Below are 21758 nucleotides of genomic sequence, written 5' to 3' on the forward strand. Positions count from 1 at the left end.
CAGCCAATTAACCCTATCGGCATCATGCTGATTTAAAAGAAAAAATAAAATTAATTCAGCGCTTTACGTATTTCCACGGATTGAAACCTGAGTGTGCTCTTCTACAGTAAGACAGCACCTGGCACGCTTTGGTGGCGGGTGGTCACCGTGATGTCGGGATCTCTGGCATCGACACTTCGACAGGCGTATACCATGCGCCTGCCGGTTTTTTCAGCGGAAGGGTATCGCATGAAAATCAACTTGCCGGTCAACCAGACCGAATACCGGGTCGATCCCAAACAACCCATCGTCACCCGTACCGACCTCAAAGGGCGCATCACCTATGCCAACCCGGCGTTTATTGCCCTCAGTGGCTTTAGCGAAGCCGAGCTGATCGGGCAGAGCCACAATGTGGTACGCCACCCGGACATGCCGCCCGAAGCCTTTGATGACTTGTGGGCCACGCTCAAGGCCGGCTCGCCGTGGCAGGGCATTGTAAAAAACCGCGCCAAGGACGGCGGTTTTTACTGGGTGGATGCCTATGTCACCCCAGTCACCGAAAACGGCGAGCCGATTGGCTATATGTCGGTGCGCAATGCGCCGTCGCCGCAGCAGGTGGCTGAGGCCGAGCAGCTGTATGCCGCCATCCGCGCCAAGCGGGCACGCATGCCGTCCACCCTGGACCGGGCCAGGCGGCTGCCGTCGTTTTCCCGGCGGATGTGGGCGGCGGGTGCGCTGTGCGGTGTGCTGGCCGGTGGGGCCAATGTCTGGCTGGACCACATTGGCCTGTCGTGGCTGAGCTGGGTGGTGGGTGGCGTGCTGGGTGTGGTGCCGGTGGTCTGGCTGCTGCCGCAACTGACTCGCACCCTGTCGGATATTTCCCAGGGCTTTGTTCACCTGGCCGAAGGCCGGCTGAATGTGCCGGTGCGCCCACGCTGGCATTGCGCGCTGGGCGATGTGCAGGTGCGGCTGGAATCCATGCGCATTTACCAGAAGGCGGTGGTGGCCGACGTGATTACCGAGGCGCAGGCCAATAGCACGTCGGCCAGACTGCTGGACGCCAACCTGAGCCAGCTGGTGCAGTGCTTTACCACCCAGAACGTGATGCTGGCGGAAATGGCTGCCCAGCTTGATAGCGTCAGTGGTTCAGTCAAGGAAATCGTCGCCGTGTCCGACGCCATGTCGCACGACGCCCAATCCACCCGCGAACGGGTGGAAGAAGGCGGGGAAACCATGCAGGATATTTCCAGCTCGTCGCGCAACACCCTGGAAGCGATGACCTATTCCTGCTCGTCGATGGATGCGCTACGCCAGACGGTGGCCAAAATCCAGCAAATGTCGGCGCTGATTGACGACATTGCCGGCCAGACCAATCTGCTGGCGCTTAACGCCTCAATCGAAGCCGCCCGCGCTGGCGAACATGGCCGTGGCTTTGCCGTGGTGGCCGACGAAGTGCGCAAGCTGGCTGAGCGCACGGTGAACTCCAACCAGAGCATTCAGGATACGCTGCAGTCGATTCATCAGCATGTGTTCGAGGCATTTGGCCGAACCGAAACCGCCATGAGCACGGTGGAGCACAGCCAGGATGCCATCAGCCACTTTGCCCAGAGCTTGAACAATATCCGCAGCGCCGCCGAACACGCGCACCAGCAGGCGCGCGCGCTGCTGGGGTTTACCTCGCGCCAGTCGGCAGCCACCCAGGATGTGGTGCAGCACCTGGGCGAAGTGTTTGCCTCGCTGGAGCGCAACGCGCAGACCGCCGTCGATCTGCAAACCCAGGCGGGCCGGCTGTCGCAAAGCAGCCTGAGCCTGAACAAGCTGCTCGGGCATTTCCGGATTGCCTGATGGGCATGGAGAACAGGTGTTATCCGGCAACAATGGGAAGACATGGCAAGGTATCGCCCCTTAGGGTGAGATGCCAGACCGTGGAGAGGCCAGAGGGCGATACAGTACCGGGCGCAGCCTACTGGCCCAGCAACACCGCCATGGCGTCCACCGCCCGGGTGATTTCTGCCTCGGCCACCCCCGCGTAGCCCAGCAGCCAGCCGCGCGGCGGGAGGGCGGCCAGGCTGTGGGCCGACAGTGGACGCAGGATCAGCCGGTGGCGCTGCCAGCCCTGCTGCGCCAGCGCCTGATCGTCCACTTCGCTAGGCAGGTGGGCGAGCAGGTGCATGCCGGCTTCGCCGCCGGACAGCGGCAAGGTATCGCCCAGCCGTTGCTGCACCGCCTGGCGCAAGTGGTGTTGCCGGCTCAGGTACAGCTCGCGCATACGGCGGATATGCCGGGCCAACTGGCCGCTGGCGATAAAATCCGCCAGCGCGGCCTGCACCGGGTAATGCCCCTCGCGGGCCAGATGCCAGCTGGCGCGGCGAAAGGCGTCGATCAGCGCGTCAGGCACCACCAGATAGCCCAGGCGCAGGCCCGGAAACATCACCTTGGACAAGGTGCCGACATACATCACCCTGGCGCTGACGGCCAGCCCCTGCAAGGCGGCCACCGGCTGGCTGGCGTAGCGGAATTCACTGTCGTAATCGTCTTCGATGATCCATGCGCCACAGGCATCGGCGTGGGCCAGCAAGGCCTGGCGTCGCGCCAGCGGCATCACCGCGCCGCACGGGTATTGATGCGATGGCGTCACGTAAATCAGCCGTGGACTGGGGGCGTGCGCCGGCGCGGCAGCGGGGTTGAGCCCGGCGGCGTCCACCGGCAGCGGGCACAACTGGAGCCCGGCGGCGGTCAGCGCGGTGCGTGCGCCCAGATAACCGGGGTCTTCCACCCAGGCCACGTCGCCGGGGTCGGCCAGCAGCCGCGCCAGCCAGTCCAGCGCCTGCTGGGCACCACCGGTAATCAGCACCTGGTCGGCGCTGCAACGCACCCCGCGCGACTGGCCCAGATATGCCGCCAGCGCCTCGCGCAGCACGGGCAGGCCGCCCTGCGCCTGATAGCCCAGCCAGTGATCGGGCGCCTGGCGGCTGTGCCGGTTCAACGCCCGTTGCCAGGCCTGGCGCGGAAACGCCTCCAGCGCCGGCACGCCGGGTGCAAACGCGCCATGCAGTCCGGCGGGCGTCGGCCCGCAAGCCAGCACCGCCTGACCGCGTGCCGACAGCCCGAGCTGCGCCGGCAGCGGCTGATGCGCCAGGCTGGGGCGCAGACTTTCCAGCACAAAACTGCCGGCCCCGCGCCGGGTGTCGAGATAGCCTTCGGCCAGCAGTTGGTCATACACCTCCAGCACGGTATTGCGCGCCAGCTTAAGCTCCGCCGCCAGCCAGCGCGACGACGGCAGCCGGCTGCCGGCGGGAATGCGGCCATCCAGCATGGCACTGCGCAACAGCTGGCACAGCTGACGGCTCAGGCTCAGCGGATCGTCGCGGCGCAGTCGCCCGCTCAGCAGTTCGGCTACCCATTCTGCGGCCATCTTGGCTCCCTGTTTTGCTCAGAATTGGCCCTTATTGTGCTACCAATTTGCCGGCAAGATACAGGCTCCTTGTTTATTTCCTGTTCTTGATTGGAGCCCCGCATGTCCAGCCTGCCCGTCACCGACCTGACCCGTGTGCATCGCCACCCGGAACGCGCCCACTACGACGTCGATACCTTGCACGCGCTGCTCGACCAGGCGTTGATTTGCCATGTGGCGTTTGTGCTGGATGGCCAGGTGCAGCAGATTCCCACCGCCTGCTGGCGCGAAGGCAGCCACTTGTATATTCATGGCTCCAATGGCAGCCGGATGATCCGTGCGCTGCGCGCCGGTGCGCCGGTGTGCGTGGCAGTGACGCTGATGGATGGGCTGGTGCTGGCGCGTTCGGCGTTTTCCACGTCGGTGAACTACCGTTCGGCGCTGATTTACGGCCAGTTTGTCGCGCTGGAAGGGATGGACGCCAAGCGGCTGAGCTTGCAGCGGTTTTTTGACCACTACCTGCCGGGGCGTTGGGAGGAAGTGCGCCAGCCCGATGAAAACGAACTGGCGGCCACCAGTGTGCTGGCCCTGCCGCTGGAGCAGGCGGTGTGCAAGGTGCGCAACGGCCCGCCGGAAGACAAGGCCGACGACGAAGGCTTGCCGGTGTGGGCGGGCGTGCTGCCCTGCCTGCATGGGTGGGGCGCGGCCCAGCCGGTGGCCGGCTGTGCTGACGGGCCACTGCCGGCATCGCTGCAGGCGGTGGCCGCGCAGGGTGAGCGTCGCTAACAAACCCCTCCTGGCGTGGTTGCACGACTACCCGTACTGTCTGCGGTCGTGCGCCTGGTCGTCAGTCACCTTGAAACACAAGGGTTCATGCGAGCCAGCCTTGCCGGGAATATCGGTTTAATTTCTTTTAAAACAAAACCTTAGTTTGCCGCAGCGAACTGTCTTTCGTGCCTATCCCGTCATTCCCGCGCAGGCGGGAATCCAGGGGCATCCACAGCGTGCAGCGGGTTTGCGCGCTCACCACCGTCCCGCCTGCGCCACGCCCACGGCGCACGCGGTGGCGCGGTCTGGGTTCCCGCCTGCGCGGGAACGACACGTGAGGTGAGGTGTTCAACCCACTGGCGACTAGCCAGAACCGCTGCGCTGCGTGTGGTGAGCGACTCTTAACGCTGTTCCATCAGCGTGCGGGTAGCCCGGGCGGTGTCGGTATAGTCGGTGAAGACCCCGTCCACGCCTAGGGCAAAGAACAGCCGGTATTCTTCCGCCGGGTTATCCTGGAAGTTGGCTGCCAGCAGCTTGGCTTCGTTGCGGAAGGTAAACGGATGCACCACCAGGCCCAGCTGGTGGGCGCGCTTGACCACGTCGTTGGGCTCCAGCAGGGTCATGTCGCGCTGGTCGATGACGTTGTCGCCGTTGACGTCGATCGGCTTGCCGGTTTTCGGGTCAGTCATTGCCTGCCAGCTGACCAGATACGGCTTCCACGGGCCAATGCCGTCGGCAAAGGTTTTCACCTGCTTGAGGTTGGCCGGGCTGAGCATGTCGCCGTAGCTGCGCGTGTCACCGCTGACCACATGGTCGTAGGGCAGCTTGCGCTCAATCACGCCATCCGGGCGCACGGTATCGGCGTCCAGCAGGTACACCAGCTTGTTGGGCGTCAGCTTGCGCAGTTGCTTGAGGTTGGCCGCCTCGAACGACTGGATAAACACCGGCGCGTTCTTGCGGTTCAGCTGGTATTTGGCCAGCAGCGCCACCAGCGGTTTTTCCAGGCTCAGGCCCAGCTGCTGATGATAGATCGGATGTTTGGTTTCCGGGTAAACACCAATCTGGCGGCCGGTTTCTTGGGATTTTTGCGCACGCAGGGCGAGGATTTCTTCAAAGGTGGGAATCTGGAACTGCCCGTCAAACGCCTTGCTACGGTCGGCGCGCGGCTGGATGGCACGCAGGGTCTTGATTTCTGCCAGGGTGAAATCACTGGCGAACCAGCCTTCTTCTTCCACGCCGTCCACCGGCATCTTGCGCTTGCGGCTGGCAAATTCGGCGCGGCGGGCCACGTCGGTGGTGTCTTTCAGGTTGGGTTCGTGACGGGCAATCAGCACGCCGTCACGGGTCATCACCAGATCCGGTTCGATAAAGTCTGCGCCCAGCTCAATGGCCTTGGCGTAGCCTTCCAGCGTGTGGTCGGGCAGGTAGCCAGACGCACCGCGATGGGCGATCACCAGCGGCGGCTGGCCGTTCAGGGTGGGAAATACCGGTTTGTCAGCTGCGAGTGCCGGCAGCGCCAGCGCGGCCAGCACGCTGGCCAGCAGGATGGATGGGTGCATGTTTCGCCTCTTTAGTCATGGAATGTGCGCCAAAGCCGGCAGTCTGACAGGGTGATGTGAGGATTTTTTGACGGCGCAGGCGCTGGGCGACAATAGCCAACAATGGCCAATAAATTGCTTCCCCTTGCCGCATCCGCGCGCACCTTGGCCCGATGGGCCATGCCAGGCGCAGCGGCAATCCAGAAAAGGAAGCCTGGCCATGAGTTTTGATCTTTCCCCTGCCGGGCTGGCGCAGTTGCTGGCCAGCCCGGCCCTGACCCTGCTGACGCTGGCCGCTGGCGCGGCGCGAGTGGGCGGCGAACTGGATGCCGACACGCTGGCGCTGATGTCCAGCCAGGTTAGCGCTGGCGTGCTGGAGGATTTTTCCCCCACCGACAGCTGGCCGCTGATACGGCAAGGGCTGATGGGCGAGCACCCATCCGGCATGCTGACCGTGTTACGCGAGTGTGGTGCCCTGGCCCGGCTGTGGCCGGAGTTGGACGCCTTGTTTGGCCAGGGCCAGGCGTCGCCCGATGGTGAGAATATTGACATTGGCGAACACCAGTGTCGGGTGATCGACCTGCTGGCCGCCCAGCATGCGCCATTGCCGGTGCGCCTGGCCGGCCTGCTGTACAACCTGGGCAAGGCGGATTCGCCCCCGCAGCACCTGCCGGTGCATTACCAGCATATCGAGCGCGGCTTGCCGCGCATTGAGGCCATTGTTCGCCGTTTTGGTCTGTCCCCGGACGTGCAGACGCTGGCGGTACTCACCCTGCGGGAGCTGGAGCGCGTGCATCGCGCCGCGCCGATGCGCGCGGCGTCGATCACCGCCTTGCTCGAACGCGTGGATGCCTTTGGCCAGCTGGCGCGTTACCAGCAATTGCTGCTGATCTGCCGCTGCGATTACCACGCCTATCCGGGCAATGCCGAACGCGCCTACCCCAAAGCCCTCCTGCTCGAACGCGCCCGCCAGGCCTGCCTGAGCGTGGTGCGGTGCGACGGACAGCAGGACGACCCTATGGCACTGCACGAGGCCCGCGCCCTGGCGGTGGCCACCGCGCTGCGCTCCAGCCGCTGGGCCGACGCGGCGGAGTGAGCGGCGGGCCGGGCATCAGGTGAGCGGCATTGATCAAGTCTTTCATATTATGATCGTGCGTATATTTACGGATGCAAGCCGGTTTCTGCCAAGTGGCAGCCCTTATTTTGCGGAGCATGCTGATGCTGTCTCGTTTCTCTGCCTGGTTAAACCGGTCGATTCATCGTCGGCTGCTGGTGCTGTTGGTCATCGGCCTGCCGCTGCTGTGGCTGGGCAGCGCCGGCCTGTCGTTTTTTACCGCCCGCTACGAAGTGAACGAACTGTTCGACACCGAGCAGGTGCTGTTTGCCCAATTGCTGGCGTCGGTGGACTTGCGCGCCCGTCAGGCCGGGGCGGAAATTCATCCAAACCACAGTGACAATTTTAAAGAGCTGTTTGACGACGATGTCGCCGGTGGCGAGGTGGATGTGGACGATTTTGCCTTTCAGCTACGCGATGCCCACGGCGTGCTGCGTCTGGCCGACGTCAAGATGACGCCCTTGCCAGTGCGTACCGGTTACACCGGCTTTGCCGATGTGCAGATTGGCAAATATCTCTGGCGGGTGTACTACCTGAACGACCCGGCCCGCGACCTGTACGTGGCGGTCGGGCAAAAGGCCAAGGAGCGCACCAGCCTGGCCAGGGTGCTGATGCTGGCCCAGCTCACCCCCTGGCTGGTGTCACTGCCGCTGGTGCTGCTGTGGATCTGGTGGGGGATTCGCCAGGGGCTGCAACCGCTCAACCGCCTGACTCACGACATTGCCCGACAGGAGCCATCACGGCTCACCCCCTTGCACCATGCGCATTTGCCCCAGGAAATCGCCCCGCTGGTCACCGCGCTGAATACCCTGCTGGCCCGATTGGATCAGGCGCTGGACAGCGAGCGCCGGTTTACCGCCGACGCCGCCCACGAACTGCGCACGCCGCTGGCGGCGCTACGGGTGCAAGTCGAAGTCGCCCAACTGGCCGACGACCCGACCGCCCGGCGCAAGGCGCTGGGCCAGGTGGTGCAGGGCATCGACCGCGCCACCCGGCTGGTGGCGCAGCTGCTCACCCTGGCGCGGCTGGACCACAACCCGCGCGAGGCGCTGGCCGGCGATGCCGAACTGATTGAACAGGCGCGCCAGCATTTGCTGGACGCCAGCGACGCCGCCACGGCCCGCAATGTGCGCTGCGACTGGCCAGACAGCCTGCCGCGCTGGCCGCACCCGGTCGATCCAGCCCTGCTGGATATTCTGCTGCGCAATCTGGTGGACAACGCCGTGCGCTATACCCCCAGCGGTGGCCGGGTATGGCTGGAGGACGCAGGTGAAGGCTGGCTGATATTGGCCAACAACGCCCCGGATGGCCTGGACGCCGATGTGCTGGTCCGGCTGGGCGAACGCTTTTTCCGCCCCGCTGGCCAGCAGGCCAGCGGCAGCGGCCTGGGCCTGTCGATTGCCCGGCGCGCCGCCAGCCTGTGCGGCTTGCAGCTGACGCTGAGCCTGACAGATGGCGTGTTCCGCGCCAGATTAAGTGTTTGAACCTGCCGGGTGCGGCACAGGGGAAAGCCACACACCACAGAGTGCGGCCCATGTCCCACCAAAGTCGTATGTTGCAATGCAACCTGCTGACCTATAGTGAACTCACTTCCGGTTGCCGGAAGGCTTGTGTTTGTTCCTCCTCTTTTTGATCGATCCTGAAACGCCCGCTGCTGCGGGCGTTTTTTTGTCTGCGGCCCCCCACTAAAGTCGCATTCTCCTGGCTGGCGCGCCTCCTTATAGTGACTTCGCCGCCCCGTTGTTTTTGCTCTGGCGGGTGCGGTGCGCAGCCATCCTGGCCGGCGCTTCCTGTTCATGTTCTGGAGGACTTCACCATGCGTCAATGGCATACCCCGCAAGTGGTCGAAATTGCACTCGGCCTGGAAATCAACTGCTACATGTGCGCCGAACTGTAAGGTGCCCACCATGCTGCGCGCCATCGTTCTAGGTGCCGCTGCCGGCGGCGGCCTGCCCCAATGGAATTGCGCCTGCCCGGTGTGTGCGGCAGTGCGCAGTGGGCAGGCTGGCGCGCCGCAGACCCAGTCGTCGATTGTGGTCAGTGCCGACGGCGAGCGCTGGGTACTGATCAATGCCTCTCCGGATATTCGCCAGCAATTTGCCGCCACCCCGGCACTGCATCCGCGTGCGGTGCGTCACAGCCCGCTGTCAGCGGTGCTGGTCACCAATGCCGATGTAGACCACGTCGCCGGCCTGCTGTCACTGCGTGAAGTGCAGCCGTTTGCCCTGTACGCCACCCGCCGGGTACACAGCGTGCTGGACGCCAATGCCATCTTCAATGTGGTCAACCGCGAGCATGTGCCGCGCCGTCCGGTGCAACTGGACGAAAGCATGCCGATTCTGGACGCCGCTGGCGTGCCCACCGGCATCTGGATCGAAACCTTCACCGTGCCCGGCAAGGTGGCGCTGTGGCTGGAAGACCCGAATGCCGAGCGCTTTGGCAGCGTGGCCGAAGACACCATCGGCGTGGCCATCCGCGCCGAAGGCAGCGATGCCCGGCTGTTTTACCTGCCCGGCTGTGCTGACGTGCCCGACAGCCTGAAAGCGCGCTTTACCGCTGCCGATACCGTGCTGTTTGATGGCACCACCTACACCGAACACGAAATGGCCGAAGCTGGCGTTGGGCAAAAATCTGCCTCGCGCATGGGCCACCTGGTGATGAGCGGCCCACAGGGCACCATTGCCCGGCTGGCCGACGTGCCGCTGGCGCGCCGGCTGTTCATTCATATCAATAACACCAACCCGGTATGGCTGCCCGATAGCGATGCGCGTCGGGACATTGTCCGCCAGGGCTGGGATCTCGCCTTCGATGGCATGGAGTTGACCCTGTGATGACCCGACTCACTGCGCCGCTGTCTCCCCAGGAACTGGAAGACACCCTGCGTGCCATCGGCCGCGAGCGCTACCATAATCTGCACCCGTTTCATCACCTGCTGCACGGCGGCAAGCTGTCGCTGGATCAGGTGCGCGCCTGGGCGCTGAACCGCTACTGTTATCAGGCGGCCATTCCGCGCAAGGACGCCGCGCTGATTAGCAAAATCCACGACCGCGAACTGCGCCGGGTGTGGGCGCAGCGCATCATCGACCACGATGGCCGCGAGCAGGAAGAAGGCGGTATTGAGCGCTGGCTGGTGCTGACCGATGGCCTGGGCCTGCCGCGCGACTATGTGATTTCCCGCCAGGGCGCGCTGCCGGCCACGGTGTTTGCCGTGGAAGCCTATGTGCATTTTGTTGCCGAGCATTCGCCGGTGGTGGCGGTGTCGTCGTGCCTGACCGAGCTGTTTGCCCCGGCCATTCACAAAGAACGCATCGTCGGCATGCTGGAAAACTACGACTTTATCGACGACCGCGTGCTGGCCTACTTCCGCCGCCGGCTGGACCAGGCCCCGCGCGACGCCGAATTTGCCCTGGACTACGTCAAGCGCCACGCGCTGACCGTGGCCGACCAGCAAGGCGTGATCGACGCGCTGGTGTTCAAGTGCAATGTGCTGTGGGCACAGCTGGACGCGCTGTACGCCGCCTATGTGGCACCGGGGATGATTCCGCCCGGAGCCTTCCGGCCCGGAGAATGGGCATGATCAGCGCCGACAGCATCGTGCGTCTGGCACCGGGCACCCGCCTGCAGCAAGACACGGTGCGCGGCGGCTGGGTGCTGCTGGGCCCGGAGCGCATGCTGGTGCTGGACGACATTGCCCAGCTGGTGGTGTCGCGATTGGCCGGCCAGCCGGTGGGCGAGCTGATTGCCGCGCTGGCGGCCGAATTTGACGCGCCAGTGGATGTCATCGGCCAGGATGTGCTGGGCCTGCTGACCACGCTGGCGGATAAAGGATTTCTTCGTCATGGCTAGCCTGAAACCTGCCGCGCCACTGGCCATGCTGATGGAGCTGACCCATCGCTGCCCGTTGCGCTGCGCCTACTGTTCCAACCCGCTGGCGCTGACCCCGGCTAACGCCGAACTGCCCACTGCCGCGTGGAAAGCCGCACTGGACGAGGCCGCCCAGCTGGGCATGCTGCAAGTGCATTTCTCTGGCGGCGAGCCGATGGCGCGCGCCGATCTGATAGAACTGGTGCGCCACGCCACCGCACGCGGCCTGTACAGTAATCTGATTACATCTGGCCTGCTGCTGGATGCACACAAGCTGGCCGAGCTGGTGGACGCCGGGCTGTCGCATGTGCAGCTGAGTTTTCAGGATCTGGACGAAGATGGCGCGCAGTGGGTCAGCGGCTACGCCGGCGGTGTGGCAAAAAAACGCGAAGTGGCCGAGCGGGTGCTGGCCAGCGGCCTGGCGCTGACGCTGAACTTTGTCATGACCCGGCACAATGTCTCGCGGCTGGCCGAGATGCTGGACTACGCCGAAAGCCTGGGCGTGGGTCGGGTGGAGGTGGCCAACACCCAGTATTACGGCTGGGGCCTGAAAAACCGCGCCGCGCTGATTCCCACCTGCGAACAGCTGGACGACATGAACAGCCTGGTGGCCGAACGCCGCGCGCGCTGCAAGGGGCGCATGGTGATCGACTATGTGATTCCCGACTACTACGCCCGCCGGCCCAAGGCCTGTATGGGTGGCTGGGGACAGCGCTTCATCAATGTGATGCCGGATGGAAGCATCCTGCCCTGCCACGCCGCACAGACCATTGGCCATTTGCAGTTTCCACGCTTTCCGGACAGCAGCCTGAGCGCAGCCTGGTACGAGCACCCGGGCTTTGCCGCTTATCGCGGCACTGACTGGATGCCCGATCCGTGCGGCAGCTGTGACCACAAGGAACAGGATTGGGGCGGCTGTCGCTGCCAGGCGCTGGCGCTGGCCGGCGACGCCGGCACGCTGGACCCGGTGTGCGAGCTGTCGCCGCAGCATGTGCAGGTGGTGAATATGGCCATGCGTGAATCGCACCAGCCAACGGGCGAACTGATGCTGCGCCAGCGCCACGGCGGCTGAAGCAGTCAGACAGGGTTCTGGGTGTTGTCGAAGCTTTGCGAGGTTAACCCGGTGTAGCGGGAACTCGCGCCACGTGTGTCTCGTGGGTGTTTGGCCAGCCGGCGTCCCCGGCTGGCTTTTTTCTGGGTGAGCAACAGGGGTGATGGACGCAATGACAGAGGCAATGGGATAAGCAGAAGCGGGTAGCGGGCAAAAACAGCAAGGGCCGCGCTGATTGATTCAGCAAAACTGTTTTTGCCATAAGCAAAACACAGTAAAATCAACACCCTGCATGCCTGCCTTGGCGGGAGTGACGATTTGTTCAGCGTTTCCCCAGGGTGTTCAGCGCTGCAACACCAGCCCATGGCGAATGGCCAGCTGCATCAGGCCAATGTCGTTGTGAACTTCCAGCTTCTGGCGGATGGTGGACAGATAGTTCAGCACGGTCTTGGTGCTCAGGTGCAATTGGTCGGCAATTCGCGCCGGCGGGTCGCCGGCCACGGCCAGGCGCAGGATGTCGAATTCACGCGGGGTGAGGCGGCTGATGCTGCTGTCGGCTTCCAGGCTGTCGTTGGCCAGCAGTTCGGCCATGTCTGGCGACAGCACGCGTTTGCCCTGTGCCACCTTGCGCACCGCCGCCAGCATGTCGGTGGGGTCGGCGTGTTTGGTCAGGTAGCCCTGTGCGCCGGCGCGAAAGGCCTGGCGGGCGTAGCCGGCGTGCTGGTGCATGGTGAACACCAGAATGCCCAGGTCGGTTTGCCGGGCCAGCAGGCGGCTGATGGCTTCCATGCCGCTGCCTTGCTGCAGCGATAAATCCACCACCGCCACATCCACCCGGTTCAGGCGCAGTGCGGTGCAGGCTTCATCGGCACAGGCAGCCTCGGCCACCACGCGCATGTCGGCTTCGGCATCAATCAGTCGGCGGTAGCCGGTGCGCACCACGGCGTGGTCGTCCAGCAGCAGGATATCAATCATCTGTTCATCTCCGGCAGGCAGCGAGGGGCTAACTCAGCCCCAGCACCGGCACGCGCACCACCACCAGCAGGCCGCCGTCGGGATGGGGCCGGGCGGACATGTCTCCCCCGATGCTGGCCAGTCTCTCCTGCATGCCCAATAGTCCGCAACCGTACTTTGGTGGGGTATTGGCCACGCCATTGTCGCGCAGGGTCAGCACCGCCCAGTCGCCGTCCTGCTCGCCCAGCAGGCTGACCTGGCTGGCCCGGCTGTGACGGGCAATATTGGTCAGGCATTCCTGCACGGCGCGGTAGGCCGGCAGCGCGTGCGGGCCGGGCAGGGTGGGCAGCTGGCTCCAGTCGTAGCGCAGGTCGATGTGTGGCAGGCGCGCCTGCCACTGGCTGGCCAGTTCATCCAGCGCGTCTTTCAGCGCCAGGCCATCCAGTCCATGCGGGCGCAATTCGCCCAGCAGTGCGCGGATATGGGCATGAATGCGCCGGGTTTCGCCTTGAATGTCGCGGGCACACTGCTGCAGCGGGTGGCTGTCATCGGCTGGGCCGTGACGGACCAGGTAGGCGGCGCAAACGCCAATCGCCTCCAGCGATTGGCCCAGTTCGTCGTGCAGTTCGCGCGCCAGCTCGGCCTGCTCCTGTTCGCGCACCGCCAGCAGCCGGCGGCTGAGCTGGCGCTGGCGCTGGCGGGCGGTGTGCAGTTTGGCTGACAGCGCGTTCAGGGTGTGGGCGATGCGGTCAAATTCGCGCAGCGGAAAATGGGGCAGCTGAATCGGTGCGTCGTCTTCCAGCGCATGCAGCGCCGCTTCGATGCGCTGGGCCGGGGCCAGCGCCCGGCCAATGGTGATCCAGCAGGCCACAATGGAAATGGCGCTGATCAGCACGGTAAACAGGATCATCCCGCTGGCATCGCGGATTTTTTCTTCAATTTCGCTGTATGGCTCCAGCTGGATCGACACCCGCTGGCCTTCCAGCGTCAGCTGGGTGGACTGGCGATTGAAGTCGATCTGGTTGGCCAGCGGGCGTAGCCAGTGCTGTTCGCTCGTGGCTGGCGGTTCGCCCAGATGCAGCGACAGATGGCGAAAGCCACCTGCTTGCACCAGCGCCCGAATTTGCGCCGCCGACGTGGCCGGGCTGGCGTCTTGGCGGGCCAGGATGTCAATCAGCGCCAGCAATTGCTCCGAGGCGCGCAGCTCTTCGCGGGCGTCGTCACGGGCGGCATTCAGCCAGTAGGCGCTGACGCATATCAGCAATAAGACGGAAAACCCGGCAAGCCAGGCCGTGAGTCGTTTACGTAAATCCATTTAACCCCTACCTTGGTTGAATATCCGGCCAGCTGATTTTGTGCATGAGGTTTAGCCAAATACGCAAGGGATAAAATCCCGATTTCCACAGGAGAATACCCCGGGGTGGAAATATCTGCAGCCCATAAACTGTATCACAGGGTGACGTTGTGACTGCACGCAATGTCATACAGCGCAGATAGATAAACCAAGGGTGGAGATATGCAGCATACAATCAAGGCAACATCACGAGCCGGGCTGGGCAAAACTGTTCTGAGCCTGTCGGTGCTTCTGGCGCTGTCGGCTGGCGCGCAGGCGGGTAACGCCAAGGTCAGCTGGGAGGATATTGTCAACGACGACAAAACCCCCAAAGACGTGCTGATGTACGGCATGGGCCTGAAAGGCCAGCGCTTCAGCGCGCTCAAGCAGGTAAACACCCGCACGGTGGCCAATCTGGTGCCGGCCTGGAGTTTTTCGTTTGGTGGCGAAAAACAGCGTGGCCAGGAAACCCAGGCGATTGTTCACGATGGGGTGATTTATGTCACCGCCTCGTATTCACGGCTGTACGCCATCGATGCCAAAACCGGCAAGCAGCTGTGGGCGTATGAACATCGGCTGGCGGAAGATATTCGCCCCTGCTGCGATGTGGTGAATCGTGGTGCAGCGGTATACGGCGACAAGGTGTATTTCGGCACGCTGGATGCCAGCATCGTGGCACTGAATAAAGACACCGGCAAGGTGGTATGGAAAGAGAAATTCGGCGACCACAAGATTGGCTACACCATGACCGGTGCGCCAACCATCGTCAAGGACCAGAAAACCGGGCGCATGCTGCTGGTGCATGGTTCGTCCGGTGATGAGTTTGGCGTGGTGGGCTGGCTGTATGCCCGCGATCCGGATACCGGCAAGGAAATCTGGGCGCGCCCGATGGTGGAAGGCCATATGGGCCGGATGGATGGCAAGCCGTCCACCCCGACCGGCGACACCAGCGCACCATCGTGGCCTAACGACCCGAATTCGCCCACGGGCAAGGTGGAAGCCTGGAGCCATGGCGGCGGTGCCCCGTGGCAAAGCGCCACCTTCGACCTGGAAAACAACACCATCGTGATTGGTGCCGGCAACCCGGCCCCGTGGAACACCCACAAGCGCTCGCCGGGGGATTCGCTGTTCACCTCTGGCCAGGCTTATGTGGACGCCAGCACCGGCGAACTGAAGGGCTTTTACCAGCACACTCCGAACGATGCCTGGGACTTCTCCGGCAATAACGAAATCGTGCTGTTCGACTACAAAGACCCGAAAACCGGCAAGACCATCAAGGCCGGTGCCCACGCTGACCGCAATGGCTTTTTCTATGTGACCGACCGTACCCAGTTGGCCAACGGTGCCGGCTACCCGAACAAGCCCACCGCGCTGCTGAACGCTTTTCCGTTTGTGGAAAAAATCTCCTGGGCCACCCACATCGACCTGAAAACCGGTCGCCCGGTGGAGCCAACGCCGAGCAACCGTCCGCCGCTGCCAGAAGCCGGTGAAGCCCACGGCAAGAGCGTGTTCGTCTCGCCACCCTTCCTGGGCGGCAAAAACTGGAACCCGATGTCCTACAACCCGGACACCGGCCTGTTCTATGTGGCCGCCAACCACTGGGGCATGGACTACTGGACGGAAAACGTCACCTACAAGCCAGGATCGGCCTACCTGGGCCAGGGCTTCCGTATCAAGCGCCTGTTTGACGACCATGTTGGCACTCTGCGCGCCATCGACCCACGCACCGGCAAGATTGTCTGGGACCACAAAGAAGTCTTCCCGTTCTGGGCCGGCACCTTGTCCACTGCCGGCGGCCTGCTGTTCACCGGCACCTCGGATGGCTATGTGAAGGCCTTCGATGCCAAAAACGGCAAGGAACTGTGGAAATTCCAGACCGGCTCCGGGATTGTCTCCTCGCCAGTGACCTGGGAGCTGGACGGTGAGCAATACCTCGGCCTGGCCTCTGGCTACGGCGGTGCAGTGCCACTGTGGGGCGGCGATATGGCGCAACTGACCAAGCAGGTTAACCAGGGCGGCAGCTTCTGGGTATTCAAGCTGGCCAAGCCGGTACGTTAAAAGCCCTCTGAAACAGTCATCCCCCCCAACGCGGCAAGCCATGCCTTGTGGCTGCGCTTGCCGCATGGAGAATACCCATGTTGATCGCGTCTCTTGCCCGGGCCGTGTGCCTGACGCTGGGCCTGGTGCTGGCCTGGCCAACGCTGGCCGACGAACCGCCGGCGGGCAGCCTGGCCGCCGAAACCGTGATCAACGGCTGCCGGATTGCGCCTAAAACCCAATGTCCGGGGGCCAATTTACGCCATGCTGACCTGAAGGCAGCCAATCTGGCCGGGGCCAACCTGGCCGGGGCGGATTTGCGCCGTGCCGACTTGCGCATGGCCAACCTCACCGGGGCCAATCTGGACGGGGCCGATTTGACCGGAGCCCGACTGAACCGGGGGTATCTGGCTGGCGCTTCGCTGAAAAATGCCCGGCTGGTGGCCGCTGATTTTGAACTGGCGCGGCTGATGCGTGCCGATTTTTCCGGGGCGGACCTGACCGCCGCCAGCCTGGAAGCCGCCCGCGCCGCCTATGCGGTATTTCACAATACCCAACTGATTGCCGCCAATCTGCAGGAAACCAAATTTAACGGTGCCAACTTCTGGAATGCGCGGATGGAACACTGTGTGATCCGCTACGCGATTTTCCCGGAAGCGTTTTTTGAGGGCTGCCAAGGCTGTCCACATGACTGGTAAACCCTTGTTTTTAGCCGTCCCCCGACTTTGGTCGAATAGGCGGGGTGCGGCGCGCTCTCCACAATCAGAGGGCCGGGATTTTTTCCCGAGCCAATGAAGCCCTATTGACAAGTGGAGAACCGGAGAGATGAACACATTTTTTGCGCGTAACGGCTGGCGTGTCGCCACCTGCACCCTGATGGTTTCCGCCGCCCTGGCTGCCCCGCTGGCCGGCGCTGCCGTCAGCGACCAGGACATTCTGAACGATGCCAAAACCACAGGCGACGTGGTGTCGTATGGCATGGGCCCGCAAGGCCAGCGCTTCAGCACGCTGACCAAGCTCAATACCAATACGGTGAAAAAACTGGTACCGGCGTGGAGTTTTTCCTTTGGTGGCGAAAAACAGCGCGGCCAGGAAGCCCAGCCGATCATTCATGACGGTGTGATGTACGTCACCGCCTCGTATTCGCGCGCTTACGCCGTGGACGCACGCACCGGGCAAAAGCTGTGGGAATACAACGCCCGCCTGCCCGACGGCATCATGCCGTGCTGCGACGTGATCAACCGTGGCATGGCCATCTACGGTGACCTGGTGTACTTCGGCACCCTGGACGCCCGTCTGGTGGCGCTGGACCGCAAGACCGGCAAGGTGGTGTGGACCAAGACCCTGGGCGACTACAAGGCAGGTTACTCGTACACCGCTGCGCCGATGATCGTGAAGGGCAAGGTCATCACCGGCGTGTCCGGCGGTGAGTTCGGCATTGTTGGCAAGGTGGAAGCCCGCGACGCCAAGACGGGCGAGCTGGTGTGGTCGCGTCCGGTGATCGAAGGCCATATGGGCACGCTCAATGGCAAGGAAAGCACCATGACCGGCACACTGAACGCCACCTGGGAAGGCGACCAGTGGAAGCAGGGCGGCGGCGCAACCTGGCTGGGCGGCACCTACGATCCGGAAACCGACACCATCTTCATGGGCACCGGCAACCCGGCGCCGTGGAACTCGTGGACGCGCAAGGGCGACAACCTGTACACCGCCTCCACCCTGGCTATCAACCCGGACAACGGCGAAATCAAGTGGCACTTGCAAACCACGCCGCACGACGGCTGGGACTTTGACGGCGTGAACGAATTCATCCCGTTTGACCTGAAAAAAGACGGCAAGGTAGTCAAGGCCGGGGCCAAGGCTGACCGCAATGGCTTCTTCTTTGTGGCTGACCGCACCAATGGCGACCTGCTCGGCGCCTACCCGTTCGTGTCCAAGATCACCTGGGCCAAGGGTTTCGACCTGAAGACCAAGAAACCGATCGTCAACCCGGAAGGCCGTCCGGGCAATCCGTTTGACCCGGCCCAGCAAGCGGAAGGCGGCAAGGGCAAGTCGGTGTTCTCTGCCCCGTCCTTCCTGGGCGGCAAGAACTGGATGCCGATGGCCTACAGCCCGAAGACCGAGCTGTTCTATGTGCCCAGCAATGAATGGGGCATGGACATCTGGAACGAGCCGATCACCTACAAGAAGGGTGCCGCCTACCTGGGCGCGGGCTTCACCATCAAGCCACTGTACGAAGACCACATTGGCGTGCTGCGCGCGATGGATCCGAAAACCGGCAAGATCAAGTGGGAGTACAAGAACAAGGCCCCGCTGTGGGGCGGCGTGCTGAGCACCGCCGGCGATCTGGTATTCACCGGTACCCCGGAAGGTTTCCTCAAGGCGTTTGACGCCAAGACCGGCCAGGAACTGTGGAAATTCCAGACGGGCTCCGGCGTGGTCGGCAGCCCGGTGACCTGGGAAATGGACGGCGAGCAATACGTCTCGGTGGTGTCTGGCTGGGGCGGCGCGGTGCCGCTGTGGGGCGGCGAAGTGGCCAAGGTGGTGGCGCACCTGACCCAGGGTGCCAGCGTCTGGGTATTCAAGCTGCCGAAAAACTGATCACCCGGCGCGGCCCTCACGCCGCGCCAGGTTTGTCCCGACACGGCAGCCCCTCTGGCCGTGTCGGGCCATCCCGCAGAATTAACCCAAATGGCTGGCAGACCGGCCCTTTGGTTTAGTGCTGCATCCCATCTGCCAGTCCGGACAGATGGAACCGCCAGGCCCGGCCTGCGGTGCACACGGACATGATTCCCCCCTGACCCGAGAAGGAAAATACAATGAAACTGCGCTGGATGCTGTCTGCCGCCACCTTGCTGCTGCTGACTCAGGCTCAGGCCGCCGACCCAAAGGCGGTTGAGGCCATGATGCAAAAAAATGGCTGTTTTGCCTGCCATAGCGTCGAACAGAAAATCATTGGCCCCAGCTACCGCGATGTGGCCAAACGTTACGCCGGTCAGCCGGAAATGGTGGCCAAGCTGGTGACCAAGGTGAAGAACGGCGGCGGCGGGGTATGGGGCAATATGGGCATGCCCCCGCATCCCACCCTGAAAGATGACGACATCCACGCTATGATTGACTGGGTGCTCAAGCATTAACCCTGATTCTGCCGACGGTGGGCGCGTTTTTGCGCATTTTTCTGCCAATGCGCGCCCACTCGGCAATCAGACCCGTTAACCCCTTACCGTGGTAACCAAAGTGATGGAAACAACTGTTCTGATTGCCGATGATCATCCGCTGTTTCGTGAAGCCTTGCGTCTGGTGGTGGCCGAAGCCCTCGGCCCTGCCGCCATTACGCTGGAATGCGCCAGCCTGCACGAAGCCCGAGAACAAGTCGATCTGCATCCCGGCATCGAACTGGCACTGATGGATTTGAACATGCCCGGCATGGACGGGCTGGCCGGGCTGGCCAGCCTGCGTGCACGCATGCCCACCCTGCCCATCATCGTGGTGTCTGCCGATGAGCGCCACGCCACCGTGGATGCCGCGCTGCGCGCCGGGGTGTCCGGCTTCATTCCGAAGTCATTTTCCCGCGCCGACATGGCCGCTGCGGTGAATGCCGTGCTGGAAGGCGACATCTTCTTTCCGGCCACCAGCGACCGCAACACCGACGCTCCGCCTGCCTACGACCCCGGCATGACCGACATGGCGGCACGCATTGCCACGTTGACCAAGCAGGAACGCTGTATTCTGGAATACCTGATTCGCGGCAAATCCAACAAGTTTGTGGCAATTGAGCTGGATATTGCCGAAAGCACAGTCAAGGCGCATGTGTCGTCGATTTTGCGCAAACTCAAGGTACACAGCCGCACCCTGGCGGTGATCAAGGCCGGGCCGTTATTGCAGCTGGGGTGAGCGCGCACTGCACGCATGCGTTTCAGCTGATGATTTTTGCTGTGTTGTCGCCCGCCTGATCAGGCTTGCTCAAACACCTCGGCCAGTGTCCTGGCGTCCAGTACCCGATCACTCCACTGCTCCAGTTGCCCGGAACTTGCGGTGCGGATTCGGGCGACGCAGTCAGCAGACAGTGCGCCAAAGCGGCGGGTGAGCAAGCGTTGCAGCAGCAGGGCTTCGCCTTCTTGCCGACCTTGCTGCTGACCTTTCTGCAAGCCCTCCTGCCACCCCGCCTGCTTGCCACGCTGCTCATCAGGAAGATTTATCCCATCGCCCACACACACGCTGCACCACGCTGACGCCGGCACAGGAGGCGATTGTCATGGCCTTGCGAAGCCTGACGCTACTGGCACTGGATGACCTGGTCGCGGTGGTGCGCGAATTCATCAATCCGGAAGTCTCGCGCTCCGGCCCCACCCCACCCGCGCCCAATACCCCTCCGCCACCGCCTCCATCTCCGCCCAAACCGCCGGCGTCACCCAACTGTTCAGCACGGGGGGCGGGATGCTGTCGCGCATATCGCCCTGGCGATTGGGGGCCAGGGCCATGGGCAGCATGTCGTAGGCGAGGGCGAGTTCCAGCGGATATGGGCCGTTGTGCAGAAACGACAGGTTGCCGGTGTGCATGTCGGTGTTGCCAATCAGCACGCCAAAGGCGTACAGCCGGCAGGCGTCGTGGTGGGCGCGAGGGGTGATGCGTTGTTGCGTCAGCAGGGCGGCGGTGTATTGCGGCCAGACGGTTGCACCCAGGCCAAGAAATTCGGCGTCCAGCGCCGCTAGCGAGGTCAGCGCCAGGCGGCCGCCGGCTGGGGTGCGGTCAAAGCGGGTGAGCTGCAAAAAGCACTGGCCGTCGTGCTCGAAAATTTCGCTGTCGGCGGCAGCCAGGCCGTGTTCCGCCAGTGAGCACAAAGCCAGATGTTCGGCACGCAGCAGGTCGCGCCAGCGCCGGCTGACGGCGTTGTCATTGGCGGCGCTGAATTTCACCAGCACATCCTGGCCGTCCACCCGTACGGCGAATTTGGGCTGTTCGCCGCCAGCGCTGGAGCCAATCGGCTCGCCCGCCATCACCTGCGCCGCCAGGCGCGGATAGTGCTCGGCGCGCTGCTCGCGGTGCAGTGACAGCGGCGCATGGTCGCGCCAGGCGGCCAGACTGGCTTGGCCAATCAAAAGATTGCCTGGTGCGTCGGCTTCGCCAGCGGCCAGGGCAATCAGCACATGCTCGTCACTCCAGTCCTGCGCGTCGTCGGGCAAGGCTAGCGCGCTGGCGCGCGCACGGCCCCAGGCGCGGCCCAGAAAACCTTGCGGGCGCATGTCCTGCAGCCACCATGGCAACCCTTCACTCCAGCTGCTGACGCCGTTGTTGGCGCGCCAGACAAAGCCCGGATGCACCGGGATCAACTCGCCCCACGGCGTCGCCTGCCCGCTGGCGTCTACCTGATACAGCACAAAGCTGTGTTGCCCGCGCACGGCGCGGCGCGCCAGATACCGGGTAGCGCGCGCCCGGCCGATGCGCACAATGGCGTCGCCAGCCTGAGCAATGCGCCGCGACAGGGTGGGCTGGCTGATGGCCAGGCGCTGGCACAGGTTGGGCGCGTCCAGCGGGCCATGGCGCAACAGGGCAAACAGATCAGTGTCAGGCATGAGCGTGAATAGATTTTTTTGGTAAGGCTTGATTGTATATCAATGGCTTGGCGGGATTTTGTCTGATGATATGAATAGATACTTCAGCATCGTGCCCACCTCCACACGCCCCTTCCCCCTATTCAGTTTGTTTGCGTGTCATCACCAGATCAA

21 protein-coding genes and 1 pseudogene are annotated in these 21758 nt (G+C 63.4%); 15 read left to right on the forward strand and 7 right to left on the reverse strand.

The window, feature by feature from the left end; translation table 11 throughout:
• Positions 1 to 228 precede the first annotated feature (228 nt).
• On the forward strand, positions 229 to 1824 hold the full coding sequence (locus BXU06_RS16605; RefSeq protein WP_171982257.1) for a PAS domain-containing methyl-accepting chemotaxis protein: 1596 nt from the start codon (positions 229 to 231) through the stop codon (positions 1822 to 1824).
• A gap of 118 nt (positions 1825 to 1942) precedes the next feature.
• Here BXU06_RS16605 and BXU06_RS16610 read toward each other — a convergent pair whose 3' ends face one another.
• Positions 1943 to 3394 (reverse strand): PLP-dependent aminotransferase family protein, encoded by a 1452-nt coding sequence (locus BXU06_RS16610; protein WP_077302240.1) that lies wholly within the window; start codon positions 3392 to 3394, stop codon positions 1943 to 1945.
• Positions 3395 to 3496: 102 nt separating this feature from the next.
• Between BXU06_RS16610 and BXU06_RS16615 the strand changes: the two genes are divergently transcribed.
• Positions 3497 to 4159, forward strand: coding sequence for a pyridoxamine 5'-phosphate oxidase family protein (locus BXU06_RS16615; RefSeq protein WP_077302242.1), 663 nt, complete (start codon positions 3497 to 3499; stop codon positions 4157 to 4159).
• A 383-nt stretch (positions 4160 to 4542) separates the two neighbouring features.
• On the opposite strand, the gene BXU06_RS16620 is transcribed toward BXU06_RS16615, so the two are convergent.
• Positions 4543 to 5700, reverse strand: a complete 1158-nt coding sequence (locus tag BXU06_RS16620) for a glycerophosphodiester phosphodiesterase (protein ID WP_077302244.1) — start codon at positions 5698 to 5700, stop codon at positions 4543 to 4545.
• Between the two features lie 199 nt (positions 5701 to 5899).
• Between BXU06_RS16620 and BXU06_RS16625 the strand changes: the two genes are divergently transcribed.
• The 7 genes from BXU06_RS16625 (at position 5900) to pqqE (ending at position 11729) form a co-directional block, all read left to right on the forward strand.
• Positions 5900 to 6775: a tRNA nucleotidyltransferase gene (locus tag BXU06_RS16625; RefSeq protein ID WP_077302246.1), complete on the forward strand. Its 876-nt coding sequence runs from the start codon at positions 5900 to 5902 to the stop codon at positions 6773 to 6775.
• Between the two features lie 122 nt (positions 6776 to 6897).
• Positions 6898 to 8277 carry a histidine kinase dimerization/phospho-acceptor domain-containing protein gene (locus tag BXU06_RS16630; RefSeq protein ID WP_171982258.1) on the forward strand — a complete coding sequence of 460 codons (1380 nt, stop codon included), beginning with the start codon at positions 6898 to 6900 and terminating at the stop codon, positions 8275 to 8277.
• 332 nt (positions 8278 to 8609) lie between these two features.
• Positions 8610 to 8690, forward strand: coding sequence for a pyrroloquinoline quinone precursor peptide PqqA (gene pqqA / locus BXU06_RS18690; RefSeq protein WP_077302250.1), 81 nt, complete (start codon positions 8610 to 8612; stop codon positions 8688 to 8690).
• A gap of 10 nt (positions 8691 to 8700) precedes the next feature.
• On the forward strand, positions 8701 to 9624 hold the full coding sequence (gene pqqB, locus BXU06_RS16640; protein WP_077303003.1) for a pyrroloquinoline quinone biosynthesis protein PqqB: 924 nt from the start codon (positions 8701 to 8703) through the stop codon (positions 9622 to 9624).
• Positions 9624 to 10370: a pyrroloquinoline-quinone synthase PqqC gene (pqqC, locus tag BXU06_RS16645; protein WP_077302252.1), complete on the forward strand. Its 747-nt coding sequence runs from the start codon at positions 9624 to 9626 to the stop codon at positions 10368 to 10370. Before pqqB ends, pqqC begins: the two co-directional genes overlap by 1 nt.
• On the forward strand, positions 10367 to 10639 hold the full coding sequence (pqqD, locus tag BXU06_RS16650) for a pyrroloquinoline quinone biosynthesis peptide chaperone PqqD (protein WP_077302254.1): 273 nt from the start codon (positions 10367 to 10369) through the stop codon (positions 10637 to 10639). Before pqqC ends, pqqD begins: the two co-directional genes overlap by 4 nt.
• The gene (pqqE, locus tag BXU06_RS16655) at positions 10632 to 11729 is read left to right on the forward strand and encodes a pyrroloquinoline quinone biosynthesis protein PqqE (RefSeq protein WP_077302256.1); all 1098 of its coding nucleotides are present in this window, start codon (positions 10632 to 10634) and stop codon (positions 11727 to 11729) included. The genes pqqD and pqqE overlap by 8 nt, the downstream gene beginning before the upstream one ends.
• 5 nt (positions 11730 to 11734) lie before the next feature.
• Here pqqE and BXU06_RS17605 read toward each other — a convergent pair whose 3' ends face one another.
• From BXU06_RS17605 to BXU06_RS16665, 3 genes are read right to left on the reverse strand one after another with little or no spacing between them, the layout of a single operon-like run.
• Positions 11735 to 11995 (reverse strand): hypothetical protein, encoded by a 261-nt coding sequence (locus BXU06_RS17605; RefSeq protein WP_150125251.1) that lies wholly within the window; start codon positions 11993 to 11995, stop codon positions 11735 to 11737.
• Between the two features lie 55 nt (positions 11996 to 12050).
• Positions 12051 to 12683, reverse strand: coding sequence for a response regulator transcription factor (locus BXU06_RS16660; protein WP_171982260.1), 633 nt, complete (start codon positions 12681 to 12683; stop codon positions 12051 to 12053).
• Positions 12684 to 12711: 28 nt separating this feature from the next.
• A complete protein-coding gene (locus tag BXU06_RS16665; RefSeq protein ID WP_077302258.1) occupies positions 12712 to 13977 on the reverse strand; it encodes a sensor histidine kinase in 1266 nt (421 codons plus the stop codon).
• A gap of 201 nt (positions 13978 to 14178) precedes the next feature.
• On the opposite strand from BXU06_RS16665, the gene BXU06_RS16670 reads away from it, so the two are divergent.
• The 5 genes from BXU06_RS16670 (at position 14179) to BXU06_RS16690 (ending at position 19926) form a co-directional block, all read left to right on the forward strand.
• Positions 14179 to 16053, forward strand: a complete 1875-nt coding sequence (locus BXU06_RS16670) for a methanol/ethanol family PQQ-dependent dehydrogenase (protein WP_077302262.1) — start codon at positions 14179 to 14181, stop codon at positions 16051 to 16053.
• A 77-nt stretch (positions 16054 to 16130) separates the two neighbouring features.
• Entirely contained in the window at positions 16131 to 16730 is a 600-nt protein-coding gene (locus tag BXU06_RS16675; RefSeq protein ID WP_077302265.1) for a pentapeptide repeat-containing protein, read from the forward strand.
• 127 nt (positions 16731 to 16857) lie between these two features.
• Positions 16858 to 18633, forward strand: coding sequence for a PQQ-dependent methanol/ethanol family dehydrogenase (locus BXU06_RS16680; RefSeq protein ID WP_150125252.1), 1776 nt, complete (start codon positions 16858 to 16860; stop codon positions 18631 to 18633).
• 218 nt (positions 18634 to 18851) lie between these two features.
• Entirely contained in the window at positions 18852 to 19169 is a 318-nt protein-coding gene (locus BXU06_RS16685; protein WP_077302268.1) for a c-type cytochrome, read from the forward strand.
• A 103-nt stretch (positions 19170 to 19272) separates the two neighbouring features.
• On the forward strand, positions 19273 to 19926 hold the full coding sequence (locus BXU06_RS16690) for a response regulator transcription factor (RefSeq protein ID WP_077302271.1): 654 nt from the start codon (positions 19273 to 19275) through the stop codon (positions 19924 to 19926).
• Positions 19927 to 19985: 59 nt separating this feature from the next.
• Here BXU06_RS16690 and BXU06_RS16695 read toward each other — a convergent pair whose 3' ends face one another.
• The gene (locus BXU06_RS16695) at positions 19986 to 20180 is read right to left on the reverse strand and encodes a DUF4351 domain-containing protein (RefSeq protein WP_216352505.1); all 195 of its coding nucleotides are present in this window, start codon (positions 20178 to 20180) and stop codon (positions 19986 to 19988) included.
• Between the two features lie 32 nt (positions 20181 to 20212).
• On the opposite strand from BXU06_RS16695, the pseudogene BXU06_RS18310 reads away from it, so the two are divergent.
• Positions 20213 to 20374, forward strand: a pseudogene (locus BXU06_RS18310) (IS481 family transposase); the annotation flags it as partial.
• On the opposite strand, the gene yjjJ reads toward BXU06_RS18310, so the two are convergent.
• Positions 20352 to 21605 (reverse strand): type II toxin-antitoxin system HipA family toxin YjjJ, encoded by a 1254-nt coding sequence (gene yjjJ / locus BXU06_RS16700; RefSeq protein ID WP_150125253.1) that lies wholly within the window; start codon positions 21603 to 21605, stop codon positions 20352 to 20354. The pseudogene BXU06_RS18310 and the gene yjjJ sit on opposite strands and share 23 nt — an antisense overlap.
• Positions 21606 to 21758 lie beyond the last annotated feature (153 nt).

Origin of the sequence: Aquaspirillum sp. LM1 (assembly GCF_002002905.1) — a bacterium.
Classification (GTDB): Bacteria; Pseudomonadota; Gammaproteobacteria; order Burkholderiales; family Aquaspirillaceae; genus Rivihabitans.

Coding starts and splice junctions, on each gene's coding strand:
- BXU06_RS16605 (WP_171982257.1), top strand. CDS start 229: ATGAAAATCAACTTGCCGGTCAACCAGACCGAATACCGGGTCGATCCC.
- BXU06_RS16610 (WP_077302240.1), bottom strand. CDS start 3,394: ATGGCCGCAGAATGGGTAGCCGAACTGCTGAGCGGGCGACTGCGCCGC.
- BXU06_RS16615 (WP_077302242.1), top strand. CDS start 3,497: ATGTCCAGCCTGCCCGTCACCGACCTGACCCGTGTGCATCGCCACCCG.
- BXU06_RS16620 (WP_077302244.1), bottom strand. CDS start 5,700: ATGCACCCATCCATCCTGCTGGCCAGCGTGCTGGCCGCGCTGGCGCTG.
- BXU06_RS16625 (WP_077302246.1), top strand. CDS start 5,900: ATGAGTTTTGATCTTTCCCCTGCCGGGCTGGCGCAGTTGCTGGCCAGC.
- BXU06_RS16630 (WP_171982258.1), top strand. CDS start 6,898: ATGCTGTCTCGTTTCTCTGCCTGGTTAAACCGGTCGATTCATCGTCGG.
- pqqA (WP_077302250.1), top strand. CDS start 8,610: ATGCGTCAATGGCATACCCCGCAAGTGGTCGAAATTGCACTCGGCCTG.
- pqqB (WP_077303003.1), top strand. CDS start 8,701: ATGCTGCGCGCCATCGTTCTAGGTGCCGCTGCCGGCGGCGGCCTGCCC.
- pqqC (WP_077302252.1), top strand. CDS start 9,624: ATGACCCGACTCACTGCGCCGCTGTCTCCCCAGGAACTGGAAGACACC.
- pqqD (WP_077302254.1), top strand. CDS start 10,367: ATGATCAGCGCCGACAGCATCGTGCGTCTGGCACCGGGCACCCGCCTG.
- pqqE (WP_077302256.1), top strand. CDS start 10,632: ATGGCTAGCCTGAAACCTGCCGCGCCACTGGCCATGCTGATGGAGCTG.
- BXU06_RS16660 (WP_171982260.1), bottom strand. CDS start 12,683: ATGATTGATATCCTGCTGCTGGACGACCACGCCGTGGTGCGCACCGGC.
- BXU06_RS16665 (WP_077302258.1), bottom strand. CDS start 13,977: ATGGATTTACGTAAACGACTCACGGCCTGGCTTGCCGGGTTTTCCGTC.
- BXU06_RS16670 (WP_077302262.1), top strand. CDS start 14,179: ATGCAGCATACAATCAAGGCAACATCACGAGCCGGGCTGGGCAAAACT.
- BXU06_RS16675 (WP_077302265.1), top strand. CDS start 16,131: ATGTTGATCGCGTCTCTTGCCCGGGCCGTGTGCCTGACGCTGGGCCTG.
- BXU06_RS16680 (WP_150125252.1), top strand. CDS start 16,858: ATGAACACATTTTTTGCGCGTAACGGCTGGCGTGTCGCCACCTGCACC.
- BXU06_RS16685 (WP_077302268.1), top strand. CDS start 18,852: ATGAAACTGCGCTGGATGCTGTCTGCCGCCACCTTGCTGCTGCTGACT.
- BXU06_RS16690 (WP_077302271.1), top strand. CDS start 19,273: ATGGAAACAACTGTTCTGATTGCCGATGATCATCCGCTGTTTCGTGAA.
- yjjJ (WP_150125253.1), bottom strand. CDS start 21,605: ATGCCTGACACTGATCTGTTTGCCCTGTTGCGCCATGGCCCGCTGGAC.